26 protein-coding genes are annotated in these 26,744 nt (G+C 51.7%); 5 read left to right on the top strand and 21 right to left on the bottom strand.

The window, feature by feature from the left end; all coding sequences use genetic code 11:
• The first annotated feature begins 138 nt into the window (after positions 1-138).
• Positions 139-405, top strand: a complete 267-nt coding sequence (locus tag ACFVYJ_RS07660; RefSeq protein WP_419414594.1) for a hypothetical protein — start codon at positions 139-141, stop codon at positions 403-405.
• 12 nt (positions 406-417) lie between these two features.
• On the opposite strand, the gene ACFVYJ_RS07655 is transcribed toward ACFVYJ_RS07660, so the two are convergent.
• Complete coding sequence (locus tag ACFVYJ_RS07655; protein ID WP_419414595.1) at positions 418-1,206, bottom strand: response regulator; 789 nt, start codon at positions 1,204-1,206, stop codon at positions 418-420.
• Between the two features lie 67 nt (positions 1,207-1,273).
• Positions 1,274-1,969, bottom strand: coding sequence for a hypothetical protein (locus ACFVYJ_RS07650; protein WP_419414596.1), 696 nt, complete (start codon positions 1,967-1,969; stop codon positions 1,274-1,276).
• A 371-nt stretch (positions 1,970-2,340) separates the two neighbouring features.
• On the opposite strand from ACFVYJ_RS07650, the gene ACFVYJ_RS07645 reads away from it, so the two are divergent.
• Positions 2,341-2,598 carry a hypothetical protein gene (locus tag ACFVYJ_RS07645; protein ID WP_419414597.1) on the top strand — a complete coding sequence of 86 codons (258 nt, stop codon included), beginning with the start codon at positions 2,341-2,343 and terminating at the stop codon, positions 2,596-2,598.
• Positions 2,599-2,640: 42 nt separating this feature from the next.
• On the opposite strand, the gene clpB is transcribed toward ACFVYJ_RS07645, so the two are convergent.
• From clpB to rluD, 6 genes are all read right to left on the bottom strand, one after another.
• The gene (clpB, locus tag ACFVYJ_RS07640; protein WP_419414598.1) at positions 2,641-5,220 is read right to left on the bottom strand and encodes an ATP-dependent chaperone ClpB; all 2,580 of its coding nucleotides are present in this window, start codon (positions 5,218-5,220) and stop codon (positions 2,641-2,643) included.
• A 140-nt stretch (positions 5,221-5,360) separates the two neighbouring features.
• The gene (locus ACFVYJ_RS07635) at positions 5,361-5,702 is read right to left on the bottom strand and encodes a hypothetical protein (protein ID WP_419414599.1); all 342 of its coding nucleotides are present in this window, start codon (positions 5,700-5,702) and stop codon (positions 5,361-5,363) included.
• Entirely contained in the window at positions 5,699-6,652 is a 954-nt protein-coding gene (locus ACFVYJ_RS07630; RefSeq protein WP_419414600.1) for a GTP-binding protein, read from the bottom strand. The genes ACFVYJ_RS07635 and ACFVYJ_RS07630 overlap by 4 nt, the downstream gene beginning before the upstream one ends.
• 218 nt (positions 6,653-6,870) lie before the next feature.
• Positions 6,871-7,494, bottom strand: coding sequence for a M15 family metallopeptidase (locus ACFVYJ_RS07625; protein ID WP_419414601.1), 624 nt, complete (start codon positions 7,492-7,494; stop codon positions 6,871-6,873).
• On the bottom strand, positions 7,491-8,240 hold the full coding sequence (gene pgeF, locus ACFVYJ_RS07620; protein ID WP_419414602.1) for a peptidoglycan editing factor PgeF: 750 nt from the start codon (positions 8,238-8,240) through the stop codon (positions 7,491-7,493). Before pgeF ends, ACFVYJ_RS07625 begins: the two co-directional genes overlap by 4 nt.
• Positions 8,241-8,247: 7 nt before the next feature.
• Positions 8,248-9,210, bottom strand: coding sequence for a 23S rRNA pseudouridine(1911/1915/1917) synthase RluD (rluD, locus tag ACFVYJ_RS07615; RefSeq protein ID WP_419414603.1), 963 nt, complete (start codon positions 9,208-9,210; stop codon positions 8,248-8,250).
• Positions 9,211-9,330: 120 nt separating this feature from the next.
• Between rluD and ACFVYJ_RS07610 the strand changes: the two genes are divergently transcribed.
• Positions 9,331-10,263 carry an outer membrane protein assembly factor BamD gene (locus tag ACFVYJ_RS07610; protein WP_419414604.1) on the top strand — a complete coding sequence of 311 codons (933 nt, stop codon included), beginning with the start codon at positions 9,331-9,333 and terminating at the stop codon, positions 10,261-10,263.
• A gap of 60 nt (positions 10,264-10,323) precedes the next feature.
• Here ACFVYJ_RS07610 and nadE read toward each other — a convergent pair whose 3' ends face one another.
• The 6 genes from nadE to ACFVYJ_RS07580 all read right to left on the bottom strand — a co-directional run bounded on the left by nadE (position 10,324) and on the right by ACFVYJ_RS07580 (position 16,935).
• On the bottom strand, positions 10,324-11,157 hold the full coding sequence (gene nadE, locus ACFVYJ_RS07605) for an ammonia-dependent NAD(+) synthetase (RefSeq protein WP_419414605.1): 834 nt from the start codon (positions 11,155-11,157) through the stop codon (positions 10,324-10,326).
• Between the two features lie 87 nt (positions 11,158-11,244).
• Positions 11,245-12,330 carry a glycine oxidase ThiO gene (gene thiO, locus ACFVYJ_RS07600; RefSeq protein ID WP_419414606.1) on the bottom strand — a complete coding sequence of 362 codons (1,086 nt, stop codon included), beginning with the start codon at positions 12,328-12,330 and terminating at the stop codon, positions 11,245-11,247.
• An 18-nt stretch (positions 12,331-12,348) separates the two neighbouring features.
• On the bottom strand, positions 12,349-14,442 hold the full coding sequence (locus ACFVYJ_RS07595; RefSeq protein WP_419414607.1) for a type IV pilus modification PilV family protein: 2,094 nt from the start codon (positions 14,440-14,442) through the stop codon (positions 12,349-12,351).
• A 10-nt stretch (positions 14,443-14,452) separates the two neighbouring features.
• On the bottom strand, positions 14,453-15,742 hold the full coding sequence (locus tag ACFVYJ_RS07590) for a hypothetical protein (RefSeq protein WP_419414608.1): 1,290 nt from the start codon (positions 15,740-15,742) through the stop codon (positions 14,453-14,455).
• An 18-nt stretch (positions 15,743-15,760) separates the two neighbouring features.
• Complete coding sequence (locus ACFVYJ_RS07585) at positions 15,761-16,405, bottom strand: PilW family protein (RefSeq protein ID WP_419414609.1); 645 nt, start codon at positions 16,403-16,405, stop codon at positions 15,761-15,763.
• Positions 16,399-16,935: a GspH/FimT family pseudopilin gene (locus tag ACFVYJ_RS07580; protein WP_419414610.1), complete on the bottom strand. Its 537-nt coding sequence runs from the start codon at positions 16,933-16,935 to the stop codon at positions 16,399-16,401. Before ACFVYJ_RS07580 ends, ACFVYJ_RS07585 begins: the two co-directional genes overlap by 7 nt.
• Before the next feature lie 132 nt (positions 16,936-17,067).
• Between ACFVYJ_RS07580 and ACFVYJ_RS07575 the strand changes: the two genes are divergently transcribed.
• Complete coding sequence (locus ACFVYJ_RS07575) at positions 17,068-17,481, top strand: type IV pilin protein (RefSeq protein ID WP_419414611.1); 414 nt, start codon at positions 17,068-17,070, stop codon at positions 17,479-17,481.
• On the opposite strand, the gene ACFVYJ_RS07570 is transcribed toward ACFVYJ_RS07575, so the two are convergent.
• The 5 genes from ACFVYJ_RS07570 to murJ all read right to left on the bottom strand — a co-directional run bounded on the left by ACFVYJ_RS07570 (position 17,453) and on the right by murJ (position 23,840).
• Positions 17,453-17,911, bottom strand: a complete 459-nt coding sequence (locus ACFVYJ_RS07570; RefSeq protein ID WP_419414612.1) for an FKBP-type peptidyl-prolyl cis-trans isomerase — start codon at positions 17,909-17,911, stop codon at positions 17,453-17,455. The genes ACFVYJ_RS07575 and ACFVYJ_RS07570 overlap by 29 nt on opposite strands.
• Positions 17,908-18,435: a signal peptidase II gene (gene lspA, locus ACFVYJ_RS07565; RefSeq protein ID WP_419414613.1), complete on the bottom strand. Its 528-nt coding sequence runs from the start codon at positions 18,433-18,435 to the stop codon at positions 17,908-17,910. Before lspA ends, ACFVYJ_RS07570 begins: the two co-directional genes overlap by 4 nt.
• A complete protein-coding gene (gene ileS, locus ACFVYJ_RS07560) occupies positions 18,435-21,257 on the bottom strand; it encodes an isoleucine--tRNA ligase (protein ID WP_419414614.1) in 2,823 nt (940 codons plus the stop codon). The genes lspA and ileS overlap by 1 nt, the downstream gene beginning before the upstream one ends.
• Complete coding sequence (gene ribF, locus ACFVYJ_RS07555) at positions 21,257-22,204, bottom strand: bifunctional riboflavin kinase/FAD synthetase (protein ID WP_419414615.1); 948 nt, start codon at positions 22,202-22,204, stop codon at positions 21,257-21,259. The genes ileS and ribF overlap by 1 nt, the downstream gene beginning before the upstream one ends.
• Positions 22,205-22,277: 73 nt before the next feature.
• On the bottom strand, positions 22,278-23,840 hold the full coding sequence (gene murJ / locus ACFVYJ_RS07550) for a murein biosynthesis integral membrane protein MurJ (RefSeq protein WP_419414616.1): 1,563 nt from the start codon (positions 23,838-23,840) through the stop codon (positions 22,278-22,280).
• Between the two features lie 165 nt (positions 23,841-24,005).
• Here murJ and rpsT point away from each other — a divergent pair, with 165 nt between their 5' ends.
• Positions 24,006-24,269 carry a 30S ribosomal protein S20 gene (gene rpsT / locus ACFVYJ_RS07545; RefSeq protein WP_419414617.1) on the top strand — a complete coding sequence of 88 codons (264 nt, stop codon included), beginning with the start codon at positions 24,006-24,008 and terminating at the stop codon, positions 24,267-24,269.
• Between the two features lie 71 nt (positions 24,270-24,340).
• Here rpsT and proB read toward each other — a convergent pair whose 3' ends face one another.
• Together proB and cgtA are read right to left on the bottom strand one after the other, a co-directional pair.
• Positions 24,341-25,465: a glutamate 5-kinase gene (proB, locus tag ACFVYJ_RS07540; RefSeq protein ID WP_419414618.1), complete on the bottom strand. Its 1,125-nt coding sequence runs from the start codon at positions 25,463-25,465 to the stop codon at positions 24,341-24,343.
• Between the two features lie 29 nt (positions 25,466-25,494).
• A complete protein-coding gene (cgtA, locus tag ACFVYJ_RS07535; protein ID WP_419414619.1) occupies positions 25,495-26,688 on the bottom strand; it encodes an Obg family GTPase CgtA in 1,194 nt (397 codons plus the stop codon).
• Positions 26,689-26,744 lie beyond the last annotated feature (56 nt).

Genomic DNA, 26,744 nt, shown 5'->3' with positions numbered 1-26,744 from the left:
GCATAGGGGCGCTAGTGGGGCAACCAAACTCTGGCTATCGTCGCCAATTAACTACTATCGGCGGGTATTAGATGACTGTGCAGCCATTCGGGGAAAGGTTATAGTGAAATCGAACCCTGATACATAAGGATTGAAACGATGAATATCAGCGATATTAAAAATCAGGAACGGGTTATTAACGAGCTGATCGGTTTTATCCGCAAAGTGCTGGTTGAGCCTGAAATTTCTGATATCGCCAAACGCATAGCGCGAGAGCATATCAATGATGACAGTGCTGATGCCATTATTGCCGAACAACTCTCTGCAACCACCAATGTCAAAATTCCCGCCAAACACAGCGATGCTGACAAGCTGTTTCTGAAAGTTCTGAAAGATGTGATCAAAGATGAGAAGGCACTCTACTGAGTGCCTTTTGCTTTAGCTTTTTTTCTGTCGTTTCAGGCTGGCGATAAACCGGGTCAAGTGCTCCAGCTTTTCCGGATCCGTATCTGCAAACTGCACATCCGCGCTAATGAAGGGCGTATCGATACGCAGTTCATTGGCACTCAGTCCACTGATAAAACTGTTTAGCTGTACTACCTGATCCGCAGCAAACTCGATGTCTACCACGACTTGCTCCAACAGCTGCGGCACGCCATCCTCACGTTTTAGTGCCACCCTGGCATGTTGCAAAGTGACATCTTTCAGAGCACAACGCAGCAACCCGGCATTACACCTGAGCTGCACCAGACCCAGTGGTTTTTTCTGTGCTTTGGCCTGACCGGCCGCCGATTTACCTGCTGCCAACATTTGTGCCGCTTTACGACGGGACTCGGCACTGGTTTCAATCCGTTTTCCGGCAAACTTGTCAATCTTCTCTACCAGCGAGGCGTCTTCAAACGGCTTGCCCATGTAATCATTAACCCCGGCCTGGATCGCCTTGAGTACATAATCACGCTCGCCACGACTGGTAATCATGACAAAAGGAGCATCGCGGTAGACTGGCTGCTGCCTGGCCCACTGCAAAACCTCCAAACCGGACATACCCGGCATCTCCCAATCACACAGAATCAGATCATAATCCTGGCGGGTCATCAGGGTTCTGGCCACATCACCATCTTCCGCTGCATCTACCTGATAATCAGGGAAGTGATTTTTCACAATGCGACTGACATGCTCCCGAATCAGTCGGGCATCATCCACCACCAGTACTTTTATTTCAGCCATATCACCACTCAACATCCCGTGGGTTTGAATTTTATTGCGGCACGTTACGCAACCGAATCCGGCGCACTCACTGATAAATCTTCGGAATCCTGATTTCAGGAAAACGCTGGCTCAAAGCCGACATCAAACGGGTCAGCGTGGCGAAGTCACGGAAGATCAGCACCGTATCACCCTCCCCGTAGTATGGGCCTAACATAGCGGGAATACTGCTACCGGGCTGAAACAGCGTACTGTTGGTCAACCCGGTGCATTCAAAATACCCCGGCTGACTGGAGAAGTTAAGTTTACTGCCACTCCAGGTAGGCGCTCCATTGGCCTGGGTTGTCAGACAGATACGTGCCTGCTTCAGCACCAACGCATAAAGTGTGCCCTGCGGCGTATTGTCCAGCTTAAACGCATTTGCTACCGATGTCGGCGTCACGCTGGTCGTGACATAACCCCAGGCATCACCGGATGTCTGCTGGAATATTTGCACTAACCGCGGCGCAGCTCCCGTGCTCACTTCGCCAGCGTAAGCATAGCTGCTAAGCAAACGCTGACTATTGGCTGCACTGAAAAACGCCGTTTGGCTCATCACCCTTAACAGGGGCTGCAGATAATCAACGCGCAGATCCATGCCGGTCGCAACCACAGACATCGAAACCGGCGTTACTGTTAACCGTTTTTTTGGTTCCGGCTCAGGTTGTGCCATTTGAGTTGGTCCGGCGCAGCCCACCAACAAAGTTGCCACTAGCGCCAACATTCCTGCTGTTTTCAATTGCATTGTTTCTCCTCTCATCCCTGCCAACGTGCTCGATTTGATAAGCATATTACATGGCCAACGGGCTGGAAACCTGTTTTAAAGCAGCGCCATGCCAAGCCAGATCAAGGATTATTCAATTTTAATTATTGAATCATCAAAAATATGAAAAAATTTCACTTTTGAAGCAAAAACACAGACTCTTAAAAACCCAATTTAATCCATAAAAATCAACATCTTACAATTGCATAAATTCAATTCTTAAATATACCAGAAAATATTTAAAAAACCTTTTAAATACAATAACTTAAAATCAAAATAAGAGTTGTATTTGTCACCGTTTGTTTTATAATTATCAATATAGTTTTTTTATTAATCTAAATAGGATTAAGATCATGCAAGAGAAGGAAATAAAGCTTCTATTCCGGGCCGGTGTATTTCGTTCCTGCAAAGCTTCGCCTGTCTCGATGTCGCGGGGATGGACTCTTAAATTCCATACTCATAACGACGAAATCATCACGCTCGATCTACAGCGATCCCGTGAAGAACGTGAATTCAAGAGCCTGGATGGCGCCGCGGCAGTCGCACGGCGCATCGGTTTTGAATGGCTGCATGTGCAGCTGGGGGATATGGAATGGCGCGAAAAAGCATAAAAAAACCCGCTGGGCAGCGGGTTGGATATGAGTGGTAATCGATTAGCGGAACACGAATTCTCCGGACTCGACATCGACAGCAATTTCAACGCCGGGGGCATATTGTCCCGCCAAGATCTGTTGCGCCAGAGGATTTTCGATCCATTGCTGAATCGCACGTTTCAATGGCCTTGCACCGTAGATAGGCTCAAAGCCCACATCCACCAGTTTATCCATGGCTGTGCTAGTGAGGGTCAGGGTTAAACCCCGTTCTGCAAGGCGCTGACGTAGACGATCCAGCTGAATCTCGGCAATGCCCGATACCTGCTCTTTGCGCAAACTATGGAATACCACCACTTCATCGATACGATTAATCACTTCCGGTCGGAAGTGCATGCCGACCGCTTCCATAACGGCATTACGCATCTGCTGATAGTCATCATCATCGCTAAAGTTTTGAATCAGGTCAGATCCCAGATTGGAAGTCATCACCACTATCGTGTTGCGGAAGTCGACTGTGCGCCCCTGACCATCCGTCAAGCGACCATCTTCCAACACCTGCAGCAGAATGTTAAACACATCCGGATGGGCCTTTTCTACCTCATCCAGCAGTAGCACCGAATAGGGTTTACGCCGCACCGCTTCAGTCAGGTATCCACCCTCTTCATAACCAACATAGCCTGGCGGTGCACCAATCAGACGCGCCACAGAGTGCTTCTCCATAAACTCCGACATATCGATCCGCACCATGGCTTCCTCAGTATCAAACAGGAAGCTGGCTAATGTTTTACACAGCTCAGTTTTACCCACGCCAGTAGGCCCCAGGAACAAGAATGAACCATTAGGCCGGTTAGGATCAGCCAACCCTGCCCGCGAGCGGCGCACCGCATTGGATACGGCGATGACGGCCTCATCCTGACCTATCACCCGCTGATGCAAAGCCTGCTCCATGCGCAGCAGCTTTTCCCGTTCGCCTTCCAGCATTTTACTGACCGGAATGCCGGTCCAGCGGGACACGACTTCTGCAACTTCTTCTTCCGTCACTTTATTACGTAGCAGTTTATTACTGGTTTCACCCTGCTGCTCCGCCTCAGCGGCGGCTGCCAGCTGTTTTTCCAGCTCCGGAATCTCACCATACTGCAGCTCTGACATGCGGGCGAGATCGCCAGCACGACTGGCCTGTTCCATCTCCACACGCGCCTGATCAAGCTGCTCTTTGACCTTCTGCGAACCCTGTAGGGCAAGTTTCTCGGCTTTCCAGACCTCATCTAAGTCAGCAAACTCTTTCTCCAACCGACTGATCGTGTCTTCCAATTCCTGCAGACGCTGCTTCGCCGCAGCATCTTGCTCTTTTTTCAGCGCTTCACGTTCCATCTTCAGCTGAATAAGACGCCGCTCCAGACGGTCCATATCCTCGGGTTTCGAATCCATCTCCATCCGGATGCGCGATGCCGCTTCATCGATCAGATCAATCGCTTTATCCGGCAACTGACGATCGGTGATATAACGCTGTGACAGCTTTGCTGCAGCAATAATGGCGGAGTCGGTTATATCAACCCCATGGTGCACTTCGTAACGTTCTTTCAAACCACGCAGGATCGCTACAGTGGACTCTTCGTCAGGCTCATCCACCTGCACCTTCTGGAAGCGGCGCTCCAGTGCTGCATCCTTCTCTACATACTGACGGTATTCATTCAAAGTCGTAGCGCCTACGCAGTGCAGTTCGCCCCGTGCCAGCGCCGGTTTCAGCATATTACCGGCATCCATGGCACCTTCGCCCTTACCAGCACCGACCATGGTGTGTAGCTCATCAATAAACAGAATGACCTGACCTTCCTGTTTCGACAGTTCATTCAGCACCGCTTTAAGGCGCTCCTCAAACTCGCCACGGAATTTTGCACCCGCAATCAAAGCGCCCATATCCAGTGACAGGACTTTTTTCCGCTTCAGCCCTTCGGGGACTTCACCGTTAACAATGCGTTGGGCCAGGCCTTCAACGATGGCGGTTTTACCAACCCCCGGTTCACCAATCAGTACCGGGTTGTTTTTGGTTCGGCGCTGCAACACCTGGATAGTACGACGAATCTCATCATCCCGGCCGATCACCGGATCAAGCTTGCCGGACTCTGCCCGTTCCGTCAGATCGATACAGTACTTGCCCAGTGCCTGCCGATTATCTTCAGCATTAGGATCATTCACACTGTCTCCACCACGCATCTGGTTGATCACCTGTTCTAACTGAGCTTTGGTTATCCCGGCATCACGCAGTAACTTGCCGGCATCGGTTTTATCGTCAGCCAGTGCCAGCAACACCAATTCACTGGCAATAAACTGGTCACCACGCTGCTGCGCCAGTTTATCGATTAGATTGAAGATCCGTGCACTGTCCTGAGAAAAACGCACTTCTCCATCAGGATTATTCACCCTGGGTAGCGCTTCAAGCTTAGTCTGCAGTTGCTGCCGCAGGTTCTGTAGATTAGCGCCGGCCTGTTGTAAAACCTGGCCAGCGGTACCCTGACGTTGCTCCAGCAAAGCACTGAGCAGATGCAGGGGTTCAATGAAGTTATGATCACGCCCAACAGCTAGCGATTGTGCATCAGCCAGGGCTTCCTGAAGTTTGGCGGTAAATTTATCGGGGCGCATATATCCTCCACACCCAAGTCCCGTAAGGGATTAAATCAAATGAATGATTCAGGTATGGGGGTTGAATGCGGTCGCTTCAAGCATGAAGCGTATAAAAATTAGACAAAGCTGATATAGATCAAGCGTTCAGCAAATGGGAATCAAGCCGATTGTACTGCGCTGGCCAGCTCTTGCTGACTGCACTTAACTACCTCGCGTACCAGCTGAATATTACTATGCTTGGGCGACAGGCAGACTAGGATCCAGCCCTGCTTCATCAGAAAGCCACTGAGACGCATATGCCCGATTTCAAGATGAGACTCGTTATGATTCGCCCCCACCCGGGAGGCATTGTGGAAAATATAGCTGAAAGCCTGTCGGGCAATAGTCTGGTAGTTACGTTCACTGGCCTCAAACGTGGATGCCTCGACTTCCTTGTTACGCAACAGGCAGGCAGCCTGTATTAATCCAGGTTGATGTAGCTGTTTCAGGGCAGTGATCATTCGTTACTCCACTGTAGCAGGTCAGCAGCTTGTTGCTTCAGCACCGTCAGGGTCAATGATGGCTCGGAGCAGAGACCTAAAGCATGTTCTGTATCCACAAACACGGAAAGCGTTTCTTCGCCTTCTCCACACAGCACCAGGTTATCAATTGACCCCATAAAAGCAGCCTTCTTCTCCAAAGCTGAGATCAGGTTTGCCATGGAACAAAGCAGCTCTTTTTTCAGTTCACTCTTTATGGTTGAGTCGACAATCTTGCGCTCCGCATCCAGATACATCGCGGAGGTAATACCCCGGGTATTGATTGCAGCCTGTAGCAGTGGCACCTGATTAATCTCTGTCGAAGGCTCTGCTGTCGTTTCCGGCAACTCAGGTTGTTTGCTATCCAGTCGTGCACCAATATTCTGCCAATCGAGTCCTGAGACCTCATTACCTACCAGATCCTGCAGCACCGACAACACAGAGGACGGCACCCGGGCATCGATAAACATGACAGTCGTGAACACACCCATATCCTTGAGCACACGCTGATAATGATCCAAGTCGGGCTGAGCACGCAGGTCAGAATGCGTTACGGCGATAATCATGCGACGCCGAACGATAAAGTCACGAAACTCTTCCAGATAGAATTTGATGTCACGAAAAGGGTCTTTACGGGTATTGTCCACCAGCAAAATCATACCGATGGCATCATGCGCCAGGTCACTCATCATGAGTTCCCACATGAACTTAAATCGCTCCTGCCCCGGGGTGCCATAGAGGTGCATACGTGCCGTATCGTCCAGCTCCAGCACACCATAATCCATAGCAATGGTGGTCGTACGCTTACGACGAATCGCCGAATCACTGACATTGGCGTCAGTATCGACAGTATCAATATCACTTAATGATCGGATAGCAGTGGTTTTGCCGGATGCCACTGAACCGGTAAACAACACCTTAAAATCTTTCATTCACAGCTCCCTGACGGCACGGATCAGACATGCAAAGAGTCGCGCAAACACATGACATAACAGCATCTTAAACTCTGTGGCGTGTAATCAACAAGCCACTCATTAAAAGCTTTATCGCTATTTTGTGTCTACTGATCCAATCCAGGCCCTTTATCCTGAATGAGTATCGGCCAAACTGCGGGTTGCTCAAGTCTGCGATCAGGTACTTTTATACGCCACTACACTATCGGAATATCAAAATACGTCTCGGGGTATGGCTCATCCGCCAGCGTAAAGTGCCACCACTCATGATGGAACGGCACAAACCCATGCTGTTCCATCATACTTCTCAGTAGCAGCCGGTTAGCCCTCGCCTGGGCACTTATATCGGCGCAGTCGATCCAGGAACGGCGACCAAAGAAATCAAATGGGCTGCCCATATCCAGCTCAGCCCCACTGGCCATATCCACGATCGTCAGGTCCACGGTACTGCCACGACTATGGCTAGAACGCGCCATCAGATAACCTTCGCTAAACAGCTCAGCAGGCTGCAAGCCCGGGTAATATTGCTCCGCCTGACATGCAACCGGTGCCGACTTTGCCCAGCGAAGAAAATGACTGACAGCGCGTTGCGGGCGATAGGCATCAAATACTTTAAGCCCCAGACCAGACAGTAACAGTGCCTTCTGCACTTGCAACAACGCCTCAGCAGCGGGAGGCGTCAACCAGGCATGATTTGCTGCATAACCCTCAATCGGCTCACCAATAAAATTATCTTCTGAACTGTATTTCAGGTCCACCACCAAGGTAGGAATCAGCGACTTCAGCTCAACAAAAAGCTCAGAAAGTATGTACTTACTCACTTTAGAGGAACCCGCATATCTTCAATCCATATAAGACTTGCCATTCTGCCGGTCATACCATCCCGCCGGTAAGAAAAGAACTTATCTGCATCATTGAACGTACAGTAATCGCCACCCGAAACCGAAACCACACCCGCTTGTTTCAGCCGCATACGTGCCAGTTGATAGAGATCTGCCATATATTTTTCAGGCACTCCCGTTGCCTCAAACGCATCGGCATTCTCCAGATTCTGAGACAAAAACGCGGCACGAACTTCATCGCCGACTTCAAATGCCTTCGGCCCGATAGCTGGCCCCAGCCAGGCAATAACATCGTCGGTATTATTAAACTGTTGCAGTGTTTTTTCTAATATCCCGGCCAGCAAACCACGCCAACCTGCATGCGCTACCGCAACCCGGGTACCACTGCTATTGGTAAAAAACACCGGCAGACAGTCCGCGGTCATGACGATACACGCCAGCCCTGTCTCGACGGTCCAGCAAGCATCCGCTTCAGGTATCAGGCCGTTATCACTGGCTTCAACAACATCTGTACCGTGCACTTGCTGCAACCACTGCGGCGAGCGCACCAGCCCTAGAGACTGCAGCAACAGAACTCTGTTTTTCGCGACACTCTCTGATAAATCATCAACATGATCGCCCAGATTCAGGCTAGCAAAGGGCGCATTACTCACCCCCCCTAGGCGGGTAGTGGTCAGAGCATGAACCTGCTTCGGTGCCGGCCAGCTCGCCTGTATCCATTGCATACGAACTTCAGACCTCAACCTGTTCTTTATCGGCTTTTAACAGAGTCAATAAATGCTGTATATCCTGTGGCAGATCAATTTCCCAGGATACCAGCTCTCCGGTTTCCGGGTGCCATAATTCAAGCTTTTTAGCATGCAGTGCCTGACGGCGAAAACCGCGTAACGCCTCCAGCAGATCGTCACTAATTCCTTTAGGCAACCGGAAGCGCCCCCCATATAGCTGATCACCCACTAGCGGATAGTGAATGTGCGACATATGCACGCGGATCTGGTGAGTACGTCCGGTCTCAAGCTTGAGCCGTACATGGGTGTGGGCGCGGAATTTTTCTAACACCCGATAATGCGTAATGGCTTCTTTACCAACCCCAACAACTGCCATTTTTTGCCGGTTTTTGGTGTGCCTGCCCATAGGTTCATCCACCGTGCCGCCACCGGTCATCACCTTGTGCACAATGGCTTCATACTCACGGCCCATCTCGCGTGACTGCAGTTGGGTGACCAACTCAGTCTGCGCAGGAATGGTTTTCGCCACCACCATCAGGCCTGTGGTATCCATATCCAGCCGATGGATAATACCGGCTCGGGGCACCTGCGCAATATCGGGACAATGATGCAACAAGGCATTCAACAGCGTACCGTCATGATGCCCTGCCGCCGGGTGTACCACTAACCCTGCGGGTTTATTGATAACGATGATCGCATCGTCTTCGTAAACCACATCCAGCGGGATGTCTTGCGGCTTATGATGCTCAATTGACTCCAAAGTGGCATTAAGCGCCAGCGTTTCGCCGCCGAAAAGCTTATCTCGGGGACGGCGCACTTCGCCATTCACTGTCAGAGAGCCGTCTTTAATCCAGCCCTGCAAACGAGACCGGGAGTATTCCGGGAACAGTTTTGAGACTGCCTGATCGAGGCGCTGACCTATCAGGTCATCGGTTACCGGGGCAGAAAGAGTAATTTGGTCAGACATTAGAACCTGTTAGATATTTCAGGAGGCTTTGGCTTACAGAACGGTTGTGTTTAAATAGGCCGTTAAATTCTTTGCCAGTATACCTCATAACCGGCTAGGGACTGCATCGGGATCGATAACATGCTACTCACCAGATTCATTGCAATACTGCTGTTAAGTTTTTCCATTTCGGCTTGCTCATGGTTTGCCGACAAATTGCCAGCACCAGATATTCCAGAGCAACAGCTCTACGAGGAAGCCATTCTGGCCATGGACCTGAATGACTGGGAACTGGCATTAGAGAAACTGCAGCTCTTGGAAGCGCGCTACCCATTTGGTCGCTACTCCGAGCAAGCCCAGCTTGAGCTGATCTATGCCTATTTCAGCAACTACGAACCTGAAGCAGCCCGCGCTGCCGCTGATCGTTTTATCCGGCTGCACCCTAATCATGAAAATATTGATTACGCCTATTACCTTAAGGGGCTGACTGCATTCGAGCAGGATCGTTCGTGGATCTCCAGCTACCTGCCGGTGGATGAATCAAAACGCGACCCCGGTGCCGCACTGGACTCATTTGAGAGTTTTAATCAGCTGGTAACCCGCTACCCTGACAGCCAATTTGCGCCGGATGCGCAAAAGCGCATGGTATACCTTAAGAACCGCCTGGCTGCTTATGAAGTACATGTTGCCCGCTATTACATCAAACGCGGTGCCTACGTCGCTGCAGTGAACCGTGGCCGCTATGTAGTAGAAAACATGCAGGAGACCCCTTCTCTTGCCGATGCGCTTGGCGTGCAGGTGGAAGCTTACACCCTGCTCGGTCGTCAGCAATTAGCCGCAGACACATTGGCGGTACTGCAGGAGAACTTCCCGGCTTACCAGTACACCCCAGCTTACAAGGCCGAAAAAACCCTACTGGATGCTGCCACCTTCGACCTGTTCAGCGACAGCGAAGATGCACCGCCTCCGGTAGCCGTAACCGCTCAGAGCGTACCGAAACCAGATAGAAGCTGGTTCAGTAAACTGACCTTTGGCCTGTTTGATGACGAAGAGTCAGAAGCAAAAGCGGAATAAATACGACTTCACCGCACAAAAAAAGGCACCTCAGGGTGCCTTTTTTTTACTCGTACTGCTTCAATCATATAGGGTTGGAATAGGCTGACGCTTATGCTCGGTACGCTGATAAATCGCAACAAGCTTCTTGGTTACCACCGGGTCCTGATTTTTACCTTCAAGAAAATCATCAATCTGCTCGTAGCTTAACCCCAGCGCATGCTCATCAGCTTTCTGCGGTGCCAGACATTCCAGGTCGGCTGTTGGCACCTTGGTGACAACAGCATCCGGGGCACCCAGCGTTTTCGCCAACTGACGCACCTGACGTTTACTCAAACCAAACAACGGCGCAAGGTCACAGGCACCATCGCCAAATTTGGTATAAAACCCGGTCACGTTTTCTGCCGAATGGTCTGTGCCCAGCACAAGGCCACCCAAGATACCTGCTACCTCATACTGCGCCACCATACGGCTACGCGCTTTAACATTGCCCTTGGCAAAGTCAATCGCGGCCTCATGCGCCGATAGCAAACTCGCCTGATCCAATGCGGTTAACACCTCAGCATGAATACCATCGACACCCGACTGCACATTCACTGCAATGCTCTGGCTCGGGCGAATAAAGCGCAACGCGGCCTGTGCGTCGTCCTCATCCTGCTGCAAGGCATAGGGCAGACGAACCGCGACAAATGTATAAGTGGTATCGCCTGTTTCAGCCTGCAGCTGCTCAACCGCAAGCTGTGCCAAGCGGCCACAGGTGGAAGAGTCGACACCGCCACTAATGCCCAGCACAAGGTGTTTCTGCCCGGCACCGAGCAAGGTCGACTTAATGAAATCAATACGGCGCTGAATTTCGAAATCAGGATCAATGTCCGGCAATACCCGCATCTCGCGGATGATGTCCTGCGCTTGCATAGCTCAACCCCTGGAAAGAAACAAACGTTATTGGTGCCATTGTAAGGCACCCAGCCAACGGCGCAAGTCAGCAACCTAGATAGCGGGTTAGAGGTCAGGCTGATAGGGTGCTGGATCTACAATCGGCGTACGGTTTAGCATGATATCTGCCAACAACCGAGTCGATGCCGGAGCCAGGACCAAACCGTTGCGGAACTGCCCTGCATTGACGAAGAGGTTATCAAATGACGGCACGGCACCAATAAACGGGATACCCAGTGGCGAGCCGGGACGCAGCCCCGACCAGTGATGCTCCACCGGGTAATTCGCCAGTGCCGGAATAATCTCAAGTGCCGAGGCATGCAGCGCTTTTGCCGCGTCCTCAGTGGTACGTTTCACAAAGCCGATACGTTCCAAGGTACTACCCACCAACACCCGGCCATCATTACGCGGGATCACATAACGCTCACCACGCAAGACTACCCGGTCAACAACCCCCGGCTCTGCTTTAAACAGCATCATCTGACCATGCACCGGCTCAACGGGTAACGTTAAACCCAGTTGCTCCAATAACTGACCACTCCAGGCACCCGCTGCAACCACGTATTGATCTGCACGCAACACCCCGCCCGGCGTACGAATACCGGTAATCTGTTGCCCATCGGTATCAAAACCCGCGATCTGATGATGCTCCAGCAGAGTGACCCGTTCATTCAATACCAGGCTTTGACGCAGTGACTGACCCAAGCGGGGGTTTCTGACACTGCAGACTTCCGGCATCCAGAGGGCTCTGTCGATACCGGGAGCAAGGTGTGGTTCGGTTTTATAAAGAAAATCAGCATCGACCTGTCGCAGCGGCCGATGAAACGCCTCAGCCCAGGCCAAGGCATCCGCCTGATCCTGCACATCCACCATCAGCATACCCTTCTGGCGCAGCTCAGGATCTATGCCAGTTTCCTGGGCCAGTTCAGCTGCCAAATGGATATAACTGCTTTGCGACCAGGTGGCCAATTGCGTCACCGCAGAGGGATAACGCCAAGGATAGAGGGGAGAAACAATACCGCCACCGGCCCAGGTCGCTTCCCGGGCGCAGGCGTTTTGATCAACCAAAGTAACGTTGGCGCCGGATGCGGCAAGTTCGCGGGCGGTGAGCATGCCAATCACGCCACCGCCGATAATTAAAATCTGTGACATGTGATTAAATTTTACACACTACGGTCGCTCAAGCGTGAACGTCAACCCTGTTGAGCCCGGGGCCTGTGAGTTGTATACACCATTCGAAGTAATACCATCACCATCGCCTACGACAAACGCGCTGCCTGCGACCGTCAGATCATAAGTACCAACATTAGGCACTTCACAACTGAAGCTGATCTGGGTACCTGTATTCAGCCCATAGCTACAGCCAAAACCCGAAGGACTCACCGTCAGATACACATCGGCACTGGCATCAAAACCAAAGTCAATCGAGCTAAAGTTCATCGGGTTATTACCCGAATAGTCTTTTTCGATTACACCGGAAATGTAACAGGTTAAGCCGCAGATATTAACATTGACCGCCAGACTGCCGGAGACCACTCCAGGGCTTGGGACAATCTTATTATCACTGCCCTTATAAGCACTCGGATTAGCATATTCGTTACCTAGCAGGCCAGTATTATCTGTACGCATGTAAGCAGTGACTGAAGTTGATGCAGCTGTTGCAGTCTCACCAACCACCAAACCTCGACTGAAGGAACCATAATAGTCCGTCACAGGGTCATCCACTAGGTCGATAACTTCGCTGGTGACAGACGCAATGGACTCAGAAGCAGACTGCCAGGTACTCAACAATGTGGTATTCACCTCATTGAAGGGAATATATTGCAGCCATGCCTGACCCGATACAGAGGCAGCACTCAAACCAGACAAGTACGTCAAAAGCGCAGTATCGTGGCTGATATCATCCAAGTATAACGTACGGGATAGCGCCTGAGTTGAATCACCAGTAGCCGTCGTTATCTCTGGAGTGGGCGAAATCGTCGGGGCTGAAACGGCTGACCATACGGACAAACTGGCAACAGTATCGCGCAGTTCATAGTGCACTCTATCTTTGATATAGGTGACATAACTGGCCAGGCTCGATGACGCGCCACTTGTGAGATAACTCTCTGGGAAGACATTGACCTCAAACGCCTTCCAGTCAGGCACCAGGCGATAGATACCATCGATACGCTTAAAACGGCAGGCTTCGACATAATCATCACCTGCGCTGTCGGCAATATCGCCGAGAATCACTTCATCCCCAGAGATGGTATAAGTGTAATGAGCATGATCACCCAAGGTGCCAAAAGCACCAGAGGCAGAACTTGCCCCGGTCTTAAATGTGATTCCGGTGGTATTATTAACTGAGTCATGGTGTCCCGCACAGCAGCGGTCACAATACTCCGATTGGGTGCGACCACCGCTAAGTGATAGCGCTGTACCCGTGGCGGCTGATACATAATCACCGTAGTGCTCTTCAAAACCTTCAGTTTCATTTTCAAAGGTACGGTAAGCCGGTGTTCGGATCAGCGCACTGCCTGCGGACATCTCACAAAAGCAGTTAACGGTGACGTAGTCTTCTTGAACCAGCTGAATCTCCGAAGTGTCGTAAGTGATGGTTTCAATTCTCACCACTGTACTTTCGTTTTTCGCTTCTACTTCAGGCAAGGGCTTGGTGGTTTCCTTGAACTTGCCATCCCCCACATCAACCGCAATAACATCCGGCGCTTCACCCGGGGTGTACTCCACGTCCGGTGTGCCACCACCAATGTTGGCAGCCCCTACATTCGCCAACACCGCAGAGCTATCGCTGATTGCGGCAATGATGCTTGATAGGGAAACGCTACCTGCCGTAGGCGTATCCCAACTGACGGTTACCGCAACCTCTTTAAAACGCTTATTAACGGCACCACTGGTAAAAGCGGTTACCGCTCCACCGGAGACAAAATAATCCACCACATCCCAACTCACATCATAACTGAGTGAAGAGGTACCCGTAGACACCGTCACCGTCGCCGGAGCTGTATTGACAATATCAGTGAACGCGGTTTCAGCAGATGCGGAGGTAGCTTCCAGGCGCTCAAAGCCCCGAAGGTTTTCTATGGCGTCTTCCGCCAATGTCATGGCTATAGCACGACGTTCAGAATCGGAAATTGTGTTTAATACCACCCCGGAAAGCTGAATGATGCCCAGTACCCCAATAACCGCAACCACCAAGGCGATCAACACTTCCAGCAGAGTAAAGCCACGTGAAAAGGCCGGTGACGCTTGCCGCATATCCATAATCTTCACCTTAATCAAAGTCTGTCCAGCTACCGGCTCTACGACCTACGCCGTAGCGGATAGACCCCGCATTATTTGACAGGCGCTCCAGAATATTCTGCGCATATACCAGAGTAAAACTACCGGTTGGCAGATTCACCTCACTGTTCACCAGAATCACGCCATACACTGTCGGGGAACCATTAATCGTAATATCGTTTGTTTCTACACCCACCGCAGTCGGGTCCGGGTAAACATCCGAAAACGCAAACATAATACCAAAGAAGGTACTGTTAGAGTTCATGGTCAAATCACCATGCACCACCAAAATAATTGGTTTTTCATAACTGGCTACTTGGGTGTTGGCCGGAATAGAACAGTCTCCGGTGATCCAGTACAACGGCAACTGCCCCGCTTTAGCGCCCCCCTCGTAGAAAGGGTCACCTGCAGCCGCCCCTAACGCCTGAAAATCAGCACAACTGATCAGGGTGGCAAACTCATCACGGAAAGACTGCCAGGGCGTGTCGTCACTGGCACCACAAGCGGTGGTGACACAGATACCAAAAACATTTTCAAATACATCGGGCACAGCAGATTCAGACGTCTCGACGATATCGAGACATTCGGAGGGGTCAGACACATCGCCCGCTTCACACAGAGTATTGTCCGCCTGCTGACAGCGGCAGTCATCACACAGGACAAAACCATCTGCCTGCTCTACTTTGGTATCCGCCGCATTACCGCCCTGATACAAAAATTCATCCATGTTGCAGGTCTGCCAGGACGCCACACCCACAGTGGTTGAAGTTTCAACCCATGCCGACACCGGTACTCCGGTGCCACCACCATTCGGGTTGCCAACAATGGAGAATGTGCCACCCGGCGGAAAATTACCGTTACTCATCAACGGTGGCAGTTCGCCAAAATCGACAATCGGGAACCGACCATAGCCCTCTTTCACCGTCGCATTGCCGGTAATATCAAGCGATGCGCCACTGGCGGTAATGGTCAGAAGATCACTGGCAATATCTCCACGCACAGACACACTGGTACCATTATCCAGACCCACCACTGTCACGGTACCGTCAGCCCAGGAATCGCCCTGGTCCAAATACAACATGGAACCATAATCCAGACCGGCTTGCGCATGATGCAAAGCCTCTTTGGCCCGGTTTGCATTGGCAGAGGTTCTTGTTTCCAACAAGCTAACCTTTGCCAGATAGATGGTGGTAATAGTCACGATCGCCAACAACAGAACCGTAACCAATAAAGTTACAGCGCCTTGTTGCTTCTGTGGATAGGGTGTTGATTTTGTCTCCATAAAAATCGGGCCCTTCACCTAGAGTTCATTTCTGACACGCACGGTATCTGTCAGCGTGCTGGTTATATTCGTATCTAATAATGACCGTGCCTGCAGCGTGATGGTGATGACTTTAAGCGTCGAGGCTGCGAAGGATGCTGCAGTATTCGGCGCTATGGCGAACGACACTCCAAGCATAGTTGAAGTTTTTTCATCATTCAGGCGCGACCAGCCACCTGGTATGGTGGTTGAGCAATTGGGCGTGGTTAAGGCTGAAGAGGTCAATAAGAATGACTTAATATCATTTGCTTCCAACTTATACCCGATCAGCTCCTCTGCCGTAGAGCTTGCATCTCCATCGTAGTCATAACTCAACAAAATACAGTCACCTGCACCTGACACCACATTAAAAACGTTCAAAGCGGTGCTGCCGCTAATTGCAGATGCATGCGGATTACTGGCCGGATTGGTGCCGGCCCAATAACCAGCACGTCGGATATCTCGAATCATCATATCCATCATGACCCGCATATCCTGATTCAGACGTGCGGTTTTAATCGCTTGACCATGTATGCCCAAAGAAGATGTAAACATGGCAATTACCAGCCCCATCACAATGAAGGACAGGACCAGACCAATCATCAATTCAATCAGGGTAAGGCCTAACTGCTTTTTCCTTAGCATTCGTCATACCCCCAAGAACTGCCTTTGGTAGCACATATCTTTGCCCGACCCAGTCGGCTTAGAACCACATCAAGCGTCATCCCGCCAGCGTCAGACGAGAAATAGACTGTACCAATAGGGTTCATCGTGCCACGAACGGGGTCAAAGGTGATGGTCGAGCCAGCCGCCAGCGACGCCGTCATAGATACACCGGGAAAACGCTCATCCTTAACAACATATTGTACAGTATTAATGGTACAACCCGCCGCCGAAGCACCACCGCAGATACAGCTTGCCGCTGCAGTATCATCAATACCATAACACCATTCGGTCGGGTCCATGACCAGATAAACCGGCTGATTCTGTTTAATTGACTCAGCCCGGGCATACTGAACATCGGACAGGAAAGCCTGAGCAGCACCTGATACACGCTGGTTATCTATCGACTGAAAAAGGCTGGGCATGCCAACGGCAATCACAATCAGCAGTACCACAACCGTGATAATCAGTTCAATAAAGGTAAACCCAGACTGGTATTTCCTTACACGCATGCACGCTCCCATGACAGAACTTAATCCCTACATCATGTATCGGGTGAAACGACAAAAGCTAAAGTCATCTAGACTTGATTACGAAGTTCTTTGATACTTAGGCAAACTAAAGATAGCAGTGGCGACAATAAAATGAAACGGACAAACTCGGGTTTCAGCTTGATAGAACTGATGATTGTAGTAGCTGTAATAGGTATTTTAGCCGCTATAGCCTACCCTGCTTACAGGGATTATGTATTGGAAGCACGCCGGGCCGATGCTCAGGCTGTGTTGCTAGATGCGCAACTGCTCCAGGAACGCTATCGCGGCTATAACAATACCTATGCACTGACCTCTGCGGCCTTGGCGACTGCCGGTTTAGGCATGGTAACTGACAATGAGTACTACAATTTCACCACCGCCGGTTCAACCAGTACCTTCACCGTTACCGCAACGGTAAAGGCTGGCAGCACTCAAATTGAAGATCAAGAAGGCGGCGTAACATGTTCGCCCATGACGATAAATCAGTCCAGCACCGTTACTCCGCCGGGCTGCTGGAAGAACTAGCATCCGCCACGCTGATTATCTCGACATCAAACTGCAGGCTCTTGCCTGCCAGCGGATGGTTGAAGTCGACGGCAACTTTATCTTCGCCGATAGACGTAATAATACCCGGCAGCTCCCCGCTGGCCGGGTCACTGAATGACACTACCAGTCCTTCTTCAATTTCCATATCGGCAAACTGACTGCGCGGGATACGGTGAATATTGCTGGGGTTAGGCATGCCAAAACCGTTTTCCGGCAGGATTTTCAGGCTATGCTCAGTACCCTCTTCCAGGCCAAACAGTGCTTTTTCAAACCCTTCCAGCATATTGCCATCACCGATAGTGAAAGTAGCCGGCGTCGCGCCAAAATTAGAATCAACAAGCTCTCCACCTTCGAGTTTGATGGAAAAAAACAGGGTAACGGTTTTACCTGGGCCTATCAGTTTGCTCATGAGGTTCTCTTCTCAGGCGAAGTACGACGCCGTTCCAGAAACAATGTATCAATAATTAACAAAATCGCCCCCAGAGTAATGGCACTATCCGCCAGGTTAAACGCCGGGAAATACCAGCTCTGGTAATGCACTGAGATGAAGTCAACTACATAGCCCAGCATGACCCTATCGTAGAGATTGCCCAGCGCACCACCCAGAATCAGCGATAATCCAAGACCTAACCACCATAGCTGACGTTCAGTGCGTTTCAGCCAGATCACCAGTACCGCGCTAACAGCCAAGGCAATCAACACGAACAGCCAACGCTGCCAGCCACCAGCGTCAGACAGAAAGCTGAAGGCCGCGCCATAGTTGTATAACAGCGTAAGATCGAAGACCGGCAATACCGGATGCGGATCACCATAACTTAATAACGAAACGGCCAATTGCTTGGTCATATAATCCAGCCCAACCACCACGACCGCCAACCACAACCAACGCAAACAAGTGCCCGGTTTATGTGATTTCCCTGCTGCCTCAGACATCAAGCAAATTTCCGCTCTTCGCCAGCACCATGCACGTTCTCAACACAACGACCGCAGAGTTCCGGGTCGTCACTATGACTTCCCATATCATCCCGATAATGCCAGCAACGCGGACACTTATGCCCGGCACTTTTCTCGATGCTCAGTTGTAAACCGGCCAACTCGGTAGCTTCAGCGCCCTCGGCATCCAGCAACGGTTTCACTTCAGCTTTGGATGTAATCAGTACAAAACGCAGCTCATTTTCTAGCACAGACAACGCCGAGAGTAATTCAGGCTCACAATAGAGGGTAACTTCAGCCTCAAGACTGCCACCCACTTCGCCAGCATTACGCTTTGCTTCCAACAGTTTGTTGACGGCATCTTTGACTGTCATCACCTGATGCCAATAGTCCGCACTCAATGCACTGTCAGCAGGCAGTCTGGCCAATTGACCATACCAGCCGTCCAACTGCACGGACTCAGGCCGGTCACCTGCCAGATTTTTCCAGATCTCATCGGCGGTGAAGCTGCAGATCGGCGCAATCCAGCGGGTCAACGCCTCAACGATATGGTGCAGTGCTGTTTGCGCAGAACGGCGCGCATGGGAGTCAGTCGCTGCGGTATATTGGCGATCTTTAATGATGTCCAGGTAAAAACCACCTAGATCCAGCGAGCAGAAATGCGATATTTTCTGGAAAATCTGCAGGAATTCGTACTGCTCGTAGTGATGTAACAGCTCATCCTGCAGGCGCGCAGCCCGATCAACTGCCCAGGCATCCAGCGCCACCATTTCAGTCGCCGGTACACTGTGCGCTGCCGGATCAAAGCCACTCAGGTTTGCCAGCAGGAAACGGGCGGTATTACGAATGCGGCGGTAGGCATCTGCCGCGCGCTTGAGAATGTCATCGGAAATGGTCATTTCACTACGATAGTCGGTAGAAACCACCCACAACCGCAGAATATCGGCACCGTATTTGTTCATCACTTCCTGCGGCGCTATGACATTGCCAACAGACTTAGACATCTTGCGGCCCTGACCATCCACCGTGAAGCCGTGGGTCAGCACCTGCTTGTATGGCGCGCACCCCTTAATAGCAATGCCGGTTTTCAGCGATGACTGGAACCAACCACGGTGCTGGTCAGAACCCTCCAGGTAAAGGTCTGCCGGAAATTGCAGCTCATCCCGCTGATCCAATACGGAATAATGCGTCACCCCGGAGTCAAACCACACATCCAGAGTATCAGTGACCTTTTCATACTGATCAGCGTCTGCACCCAGCAATTCAGCAGGCTCCAGCTCAAACCAGGCATCAATCCCGTCAACTTCGATCCGCTTTGCCACCTGCTCGATTAAATCAGCGGTTTGCGGATGCAGCTGCTGGGTTTCTTTATGAATAAACAGAGTAATCGGCACACCCCAGGTACGCTGACGGGACACACACCAGTCAGGGCTCTGCTCTACCATTGCCTCGATGCGGTTTTGACCCCAGGCAGGGAACCATTGCACGCCCTTAATGGCAGCCAGGGCGTCATTTTTGAGGCCTTTTTCCTGCATACTGATAAACCACTGTGGCGTAGCCCGGTAGATCAGCGGCGTTTTGGTACGCCAGCAATGAGGATAACTGTGCTGAAACTTGTGCAGTTTCACCAGAGCATGTTTTTCCTGCAGCAGTGCAACGACTTTGTCGTCGACCTTGTATACGTGCTCGCCAGCAAACACGCCGGCCTCATCCGTAAACACACCGTTGGCAGCAACCAGGTTCATCGTACCGATGCCGTATTTCGCACCCACCTCAAAGTCTTCTACACCATGGTCCGGTGCGGTATGTACCGCGCCGGTACCGGCATCCAACGTCACATGATCACCCAGCAAAACCGGCACCTGACGCTCAGCAAAGGGATGTTGCAGCAACTGCTGCTCCAATGCCTGACCAGCACAACGACCGACAATCTGGTAAGACTCGATACCATAGCGCGACATGGCATCTTCCAGCAGGCCGGCCGCCAGCAACAACCGCTCAGCACCCTGCCCCAGGTCCACCTGCACTAGCAGGTACTCAAGCTCCGCATTCAGCGATACCGCCTGGTTGGAGGGCAGAGTCCAGGGTGTCGTGGTCCAGATCACAACGGCAACCGCACCTTCACCACCGCCGTTTTCTGGCTCAAATTTGCCAAGAAAGCCGGCTTGATCAACCGGCGCAAATTTCACATCAACCGCGGTAGAAGTTTTATCCTGATATTCAACTTCAGCTTCAGCTAGCGCAGAGCCGCCTACCACGCTCCAATACACCGGCTTAAAGCCTTTCACCAGATGACCGTTCTCAACGATTTTGCCCAAAGCCCGGACAATATTCGCTTCGGTATCAAAATTCATGGTCAGATAAGGCTTGTCCCAGTCACCCAGCACACCTAGGCGGATAAAATCTGCTTTCTGCCCCTCAACCTGTTTGCGGGCGTAATCGCGACACTTCTGACGAAACTGTTTATGGCTGACTTTAACGCCGGCCTTGCCAACCTTGGTTTCCACCTTGTGCTCGATAGGCAGACCATGGCAGTCCCAACCTGGCACATAGGGCGCATCAAATCCGCTCAGCGTGCGTGATTTGACAATAATATCTTTCAGAATTTTATTAACCGCATGACCGATATGAATGTCACCATTGGCGTAAGGAGGGCCATCATGCAACACAAACTTCTCACGACCAGCACTGGCTTCACGGATTTTTTGGTACAAACCTGACGTCTGCCACTGCTTTAGCATCTCCGGCTCACGCTGCGCCAGATTGCCACGCATCGGGAACGCCGTTTCCGGCAGGTTAAGTGTCGCTTTGTAATCGGTCATTATCTGGTTTCCGCTCCACACCCGACCGCAAAAAATCGGCGGGCCTGTTCAATATCTTCAAAAATCTGTTGTTTAAGTGCTTCCAGCCCGGAGAATTTTTGCTCTGGACGAATAAAGTGCTTAAATTCAACACTCAATAACTGGCGATAAATCTGTTGATTAAAACCAAACAGATGCGCCTCTAATACTGGCTGACTGCCACCGACCGTTGGCCGTATCCCAATATTTGCCACCCCCTGCAGCCAGTCACCCGACTCCGTCTGGGCACAAACGGCATAGACCCCCCGCAGCGGGCAAGGGTAACGATGCATACGCACATTGGCGGTGGGCACACCCAGCTGCCGGCCCAACTGCTGCCCCTGCATCACACGTCCAGTCACCCGATAAGGACGACCCAGCAACTGTACAGCCATATCAAAATCATTCGCGGCAAGGGCTTCTCGAATACGTGAGCTACTGATGCGTGCGTGATCCTGCAGGCAGGTCGCAGTATTCACCACAGTAAATCCATATTTTTCACCCGCCGCCTTCAGCATGGCGTAATCACCACTGCGATCACAGCCGAAGCGAAAATCATCCCCTACCACAAAGTGCTGCACATCCAGCCCCTGCAGTAACAGCGACTGCACAAAAGCATCTGCAGACAAGCTGCGTAAGCGTTCGTTAAACGACAAGCACAGCAGGCGATCAATGCCTTCGGCTTCCAGCAACCGGAATTTTTCGGTAAAGCGCGTCAACCTTGGCGGTGCATCAGCACCCGCAAAGAATTCGCGCGGCTGAGGCTCAAAGACGATCACGACAGATGGCACATCCAGCTGAGCGGCTTTATCCTTGACCTGCTGCAATACCCGACGATGCCCCATATGGACGCCATCAAAATTGCCAATTGTCGCTACACAGCCACGGTGTTCACCACGCAGATTATGCAGTCCCCGAATCAGTTCCATCTCTCAGCTTGCCAGTCAAAACGAACGCGCAATTATAGCCCAGTTGGCCCCTGACATGTACCGCCCACCCGATTTAATGCTGACGCAAGTGCCTGAGGCGCAAACCGCTCAATACCAATAACATCAAGTAGAGCAGAACGCTGCTACCCACCAGCCAGGACATATTCAATACCCGTTGTCCAACATCCATCTGTAACCACTGCGCTGCTGGCAAGCTCTGCCAGACAACCCAACCCAGCAAACTCAAATTAGCCACGCTTAAACGCAGCCAGTGAGCCCCCCAACCAACAGACCACTGCAGCACACCTGTGCGACGCAACCCCATCAGCAGCAAACCCGCGTTCATAAACGCCGAGATGGATGTCGCTGCCGCCAGACCTACATGCTGAAGCGGCCCAATCAGTAACAGATTCAACACCATATTCGCCGCGACAGCCTGCAATGCAATCTTTACGGGCGTCTTAGTGTCCTGACGGGAGAAGTAGCCAGTCGCCAGTACCTTGATCAGCATAAAGGCGACCAGACCACAGGCGTACGCGCGCAAGCTCATACCCGCCATCCACACATCACGCTCCTGCATGGCTCCGTAATGAAACAGCGTAATCAGCAGAGGCTCCGCCAATAGCAGCAGCGCCAGTGCAGCCGGCACTCCAATCAGCAGCACCATCTGCAACGCCCAGTTCAGAGTATCGGAAAACGCCTGTTGCGACTGTGTCGCATGTTTGCGGGATAAACTCGGCAGAATAACCGTGGCAATCGCAATACCAAAGACGCCAAGCGGCAACTCAGTCAGCCGGTCAGAGTAATAAAGCCAAGACACACTCCCGGTTTGCAGGAAAGACGCCAACACCGTATCCAGCAACAAACTGATCTGGGTAACAGACACGCCAAACAGAGCCGGCAGCATCAATTTTAAAATGCGCTGTACACCTTCGTCACGCCAGCCCCAGATCGGCTTTGGCAATAAAGCCAGCCGCGCCAAAAACGGCATCTGAAAGATCAGCTGTGTAACGCCGGCAATCATCACCCCCCAGGCCAGAGCCATCACCGGCGGATCAAACAGCGGACTGAGAAATATGGCCGACCCGATCAGAGAGACATTCAACAAAACTGGGGTAAACGCGGGCACCGCAAAGCGGCCATAGCTATTCAAAATAGAGCCAGCAAACGCCGTTAACGAGATCAGCAGTAAATACGGAAAGGTCAGGCGTAGCATGTCCACTGCGAGGGCGTACTTTGCACTGTCATTGAGATAAAAGCCTGGCGCAAACAGCGCTGTTAACACCGGTGCCGCCGTGACGGCCAGCACCGTCAGCATAATCAACACGCCGCCCAGGGTGCCCGCAACACGATGAATCAAGGCTTGAACCGCAGCCAGGTCTCGCTGACTGCGATACTCAGACAACACTGGCACAAACGCCTGAGCAAAGGCCCCTTCGGCAAACAGGCGACGCAGAAAGTTAGGAATCTTAAATGCGACAAAAAAAGCATCGGCGCTACTGCCAGCACCAAAGTAACCGGCTACTACAATATCACGCGCCAGGCCTAGCATCCGGGACAGCATGGTCATAAAACCCACCACTGCACTGGAGCGCAACAACCCTCCTTCGCGTTCTGCCGGTTTGTCCGTCTGCATTATCGTCCTCGGGTCAACCTATATAACTTGCGGGCATATTACTGGCTTGGCAATAAAATTTCCGCAGTTTTATTGACAGTTTGCCCGCAAATATGAATAATTCCGCCTCTTATTTTCGGCGCATACGCCGTTTTTATGATCAACCCTAATTAAAGGAGCCGGACTGTGGCAAATTCCGCAGGATCTCGTAAACGTGCTCGCCAGGCAGAGAAGCGTCGCCAGCATAACGCTAGCCTGCGTTCCATGGTACGTACCTACACCAAAAAAGTAGTTGCAGCGATCGACAGCGGCGATAAAGCAGCCGCCGAAGCCGCTCTAAAAACCGCTCAGCCTATTCTGGATAGCTCTGTCAACAAAGGCATCTACCACAAGAATAAAGTGGCTCGTATCAAGAGCCGCCTGACTGCACGGATCGTTGCTCTGGGTTAATTCATCACCCACAGCAAACAAAAAACCGGCTTCTGGCCGGTTTTTTTGTGGTCCGCTCATCGCCAAGCGCACTAAGCCAATACCAGATTATCCCGATGCACCAGCTCCACTTCGCCCATAAAGCCTAAAATGGACTCGATTTTACCGCTTGGCTGGCCGATGATGCGCTCAGCATCTTCATAACCATAATTCACCAGACCTCGCGCGATAATACGACCAGACTCATCCAACAACATCACCATCTCGCCACGCGAAAAATCACCACCGATACGCCTGACACCTGCCGGCAACAGGCTTTTACCACGTTCGCGCAATGCCCGAATAGCCCCCTCATCCAACACCAGCGTGCCACGCGCCTGAAGATGACCGGCAATCCACTGCTTACGGGCAGCAACCGGACCTTTTTCAGGCTCCAGCAGGGTACCAATCTGTTCTGCCGCACGAATTCTCAGCAACACATCAGCCTCACGACCGCTAGCAATAACAGTCACCGCCCCTGAACGCGCTGCCAGTTTGGCTGCTCTGACTTTTGTCGCCATACCACCACGACCCAGCTTGCCACCGCCACCCGCCATGGCCTCAAGCACCGGATCCTCAGCCTGAGCCTGGCTAATCAGTTCAGCCTTGGCATCAACCCTTGGGTCTGCAGTAAACAAACCCTGCTGGTCGGTCAGCAGAATCAATGCATCCGCTTCCACCAGATTCGCCACCAACGCACCCAGAGTGTCATTGTCACCAAAACGGATCTCCTTAGTGACCACGGTGTCGTTTTCATTAACAACCGGGACAACACCCAGAGACAGCAAAGTACGCAAAGTCGCCTGAGCATTCAGGTAACGCTTACGGTTAGCATGGTCTTCATGGGTAAGCAGGATCTGCGCAGTTAGAGTATTGTGACGTTTGAAATTGGTCTCGTACGCCTGCACCAAACCCATCTGCCCTACTGCAGCAGCGGCCTGCAATTTATAGATTTCATGCGGACGCCGCTGCCAGCCCAAGCGGGTCATACCTTCTGCAACTGAGCCGGATGAAACCAGCACAACCTCGATGCCCGCTTTCTGCAAAGCCGCGATCTGATCTACCCAGCGGCCAATCGCCTCTAGGTCCAGCCCCCGACCATCGTTTGTCAGCAAGGCACTGCCAATCTTCACTACCCAGCGCCGGCTACCTGCCAGCTTTTCACGCCCATTGGCCACAGCCAACCCTCAATCAAAAGGCCACAAAATTAACGCACGTACTCTACTTCAACGTCATAATCATCATCGTCGAAGTCATCGTCATCCAGGTCATCATCAGCGTCACGACGTTTACTGGCCCGCAGCTGCTCAATACGCTCACGCGCCTCCAGATCAATCTGGTGCCGCTCTTCCTCTTCCTGAGCCAACAGCTCAGGATTTTCTTCAATCGCCATCAGACGCTGATCCAGGAACGCCTGGATATCAAGCATCATAGCCTCTGTACCTTCCTGGCCAAGCGCAGAAATACGGTACACCGGCCCCTGCCAATCCAGGGCATCAAGTACCGCCTGACAGCGTTCTTCACGCTCTTCTTCCGGCACCATATCAAGCTTATTCAATACCAGCCAGCGCGGCCGATTGGCCAACGTCTGACTAAATTTTGCCAACTCAGCCGCAGCAACCACCGCCGCCTCTGCCGGAGCCTGCTCATCCCAGGGCGCCATATCCACCAAATGCAGCAAGATACGATTGCGGGCCAGATGTTTAAGGAAACGAATACCTAGGCCGGCGCCCTCTGCAGCACCTTCAATAATGCCGGGAATATCCGCAATCACAAAACTGCGGTGACGCTCCGTACGCACCACGCCCAAGTTCGGCACCAGAGTGGTAAATGGATAGTTAGCCACCTTGGGCCGCGCAGCAGACACTGCACGAATCAATGTCGACTTACCCGCATTAGGCAGACCCAACAAACCGACATCCGCCAGCACCTTCAATTCCAGCTTCAGGTTACGCGTCTCGCCAATAGAGCCTTTAGTGGTTTGACGCGGCGCCCGATTCACACTGCTCTTGTAGCGGGTATTGCCCAAGCCATGGAAACCGCCTTGGGCTATCTTCTCTACCTGACCCAATTCGGTCAGATCAGCCAGCACTTCATCGGTGTCGGTATCAATGATTGTTGTGCCCACCGGCACCCGCAGCACTAAATCTTCACCCTTGGAACCGGTACAGTTGCGCCCCATACCCTGTTGACCATTTTGCGCCTTATAAAAACGGGTAAAACGGTAGTCAATCAGAGTATTCAGGTTTTCGTCTGCTTCAAAAAACACTGAACCGCCGTCCCCGCCGTCACCACCATCGGGACCACCTTTGGGTATATATTTTTCACGTCGAAAGCTCATGCAGCCATTGCCGCCTTTACCGGCCTCGACTGTAATCACTGCCTCATCGACAAATTTCATTGTTAGTCACCATGCGGCTGACGCCGGTTCTTGTTCAGTATTGCTAATCATAAACA

The organism is Pontibacter sp. JAM-7 (genome assembly GCF_048548695.2).
In the GTDB taxonomy this organism is placed as follows: Bacteria; Pseudomonadota; Gammaproteobacteria; order Pseudomonadales; family Balneatricaceae; genus Neptuniibacter.
The sequence above is the reverse complement of the archived record's forward strand: the minus strand, read 5'-3'. Positions and strand labels throughout refer to the sequence as shown.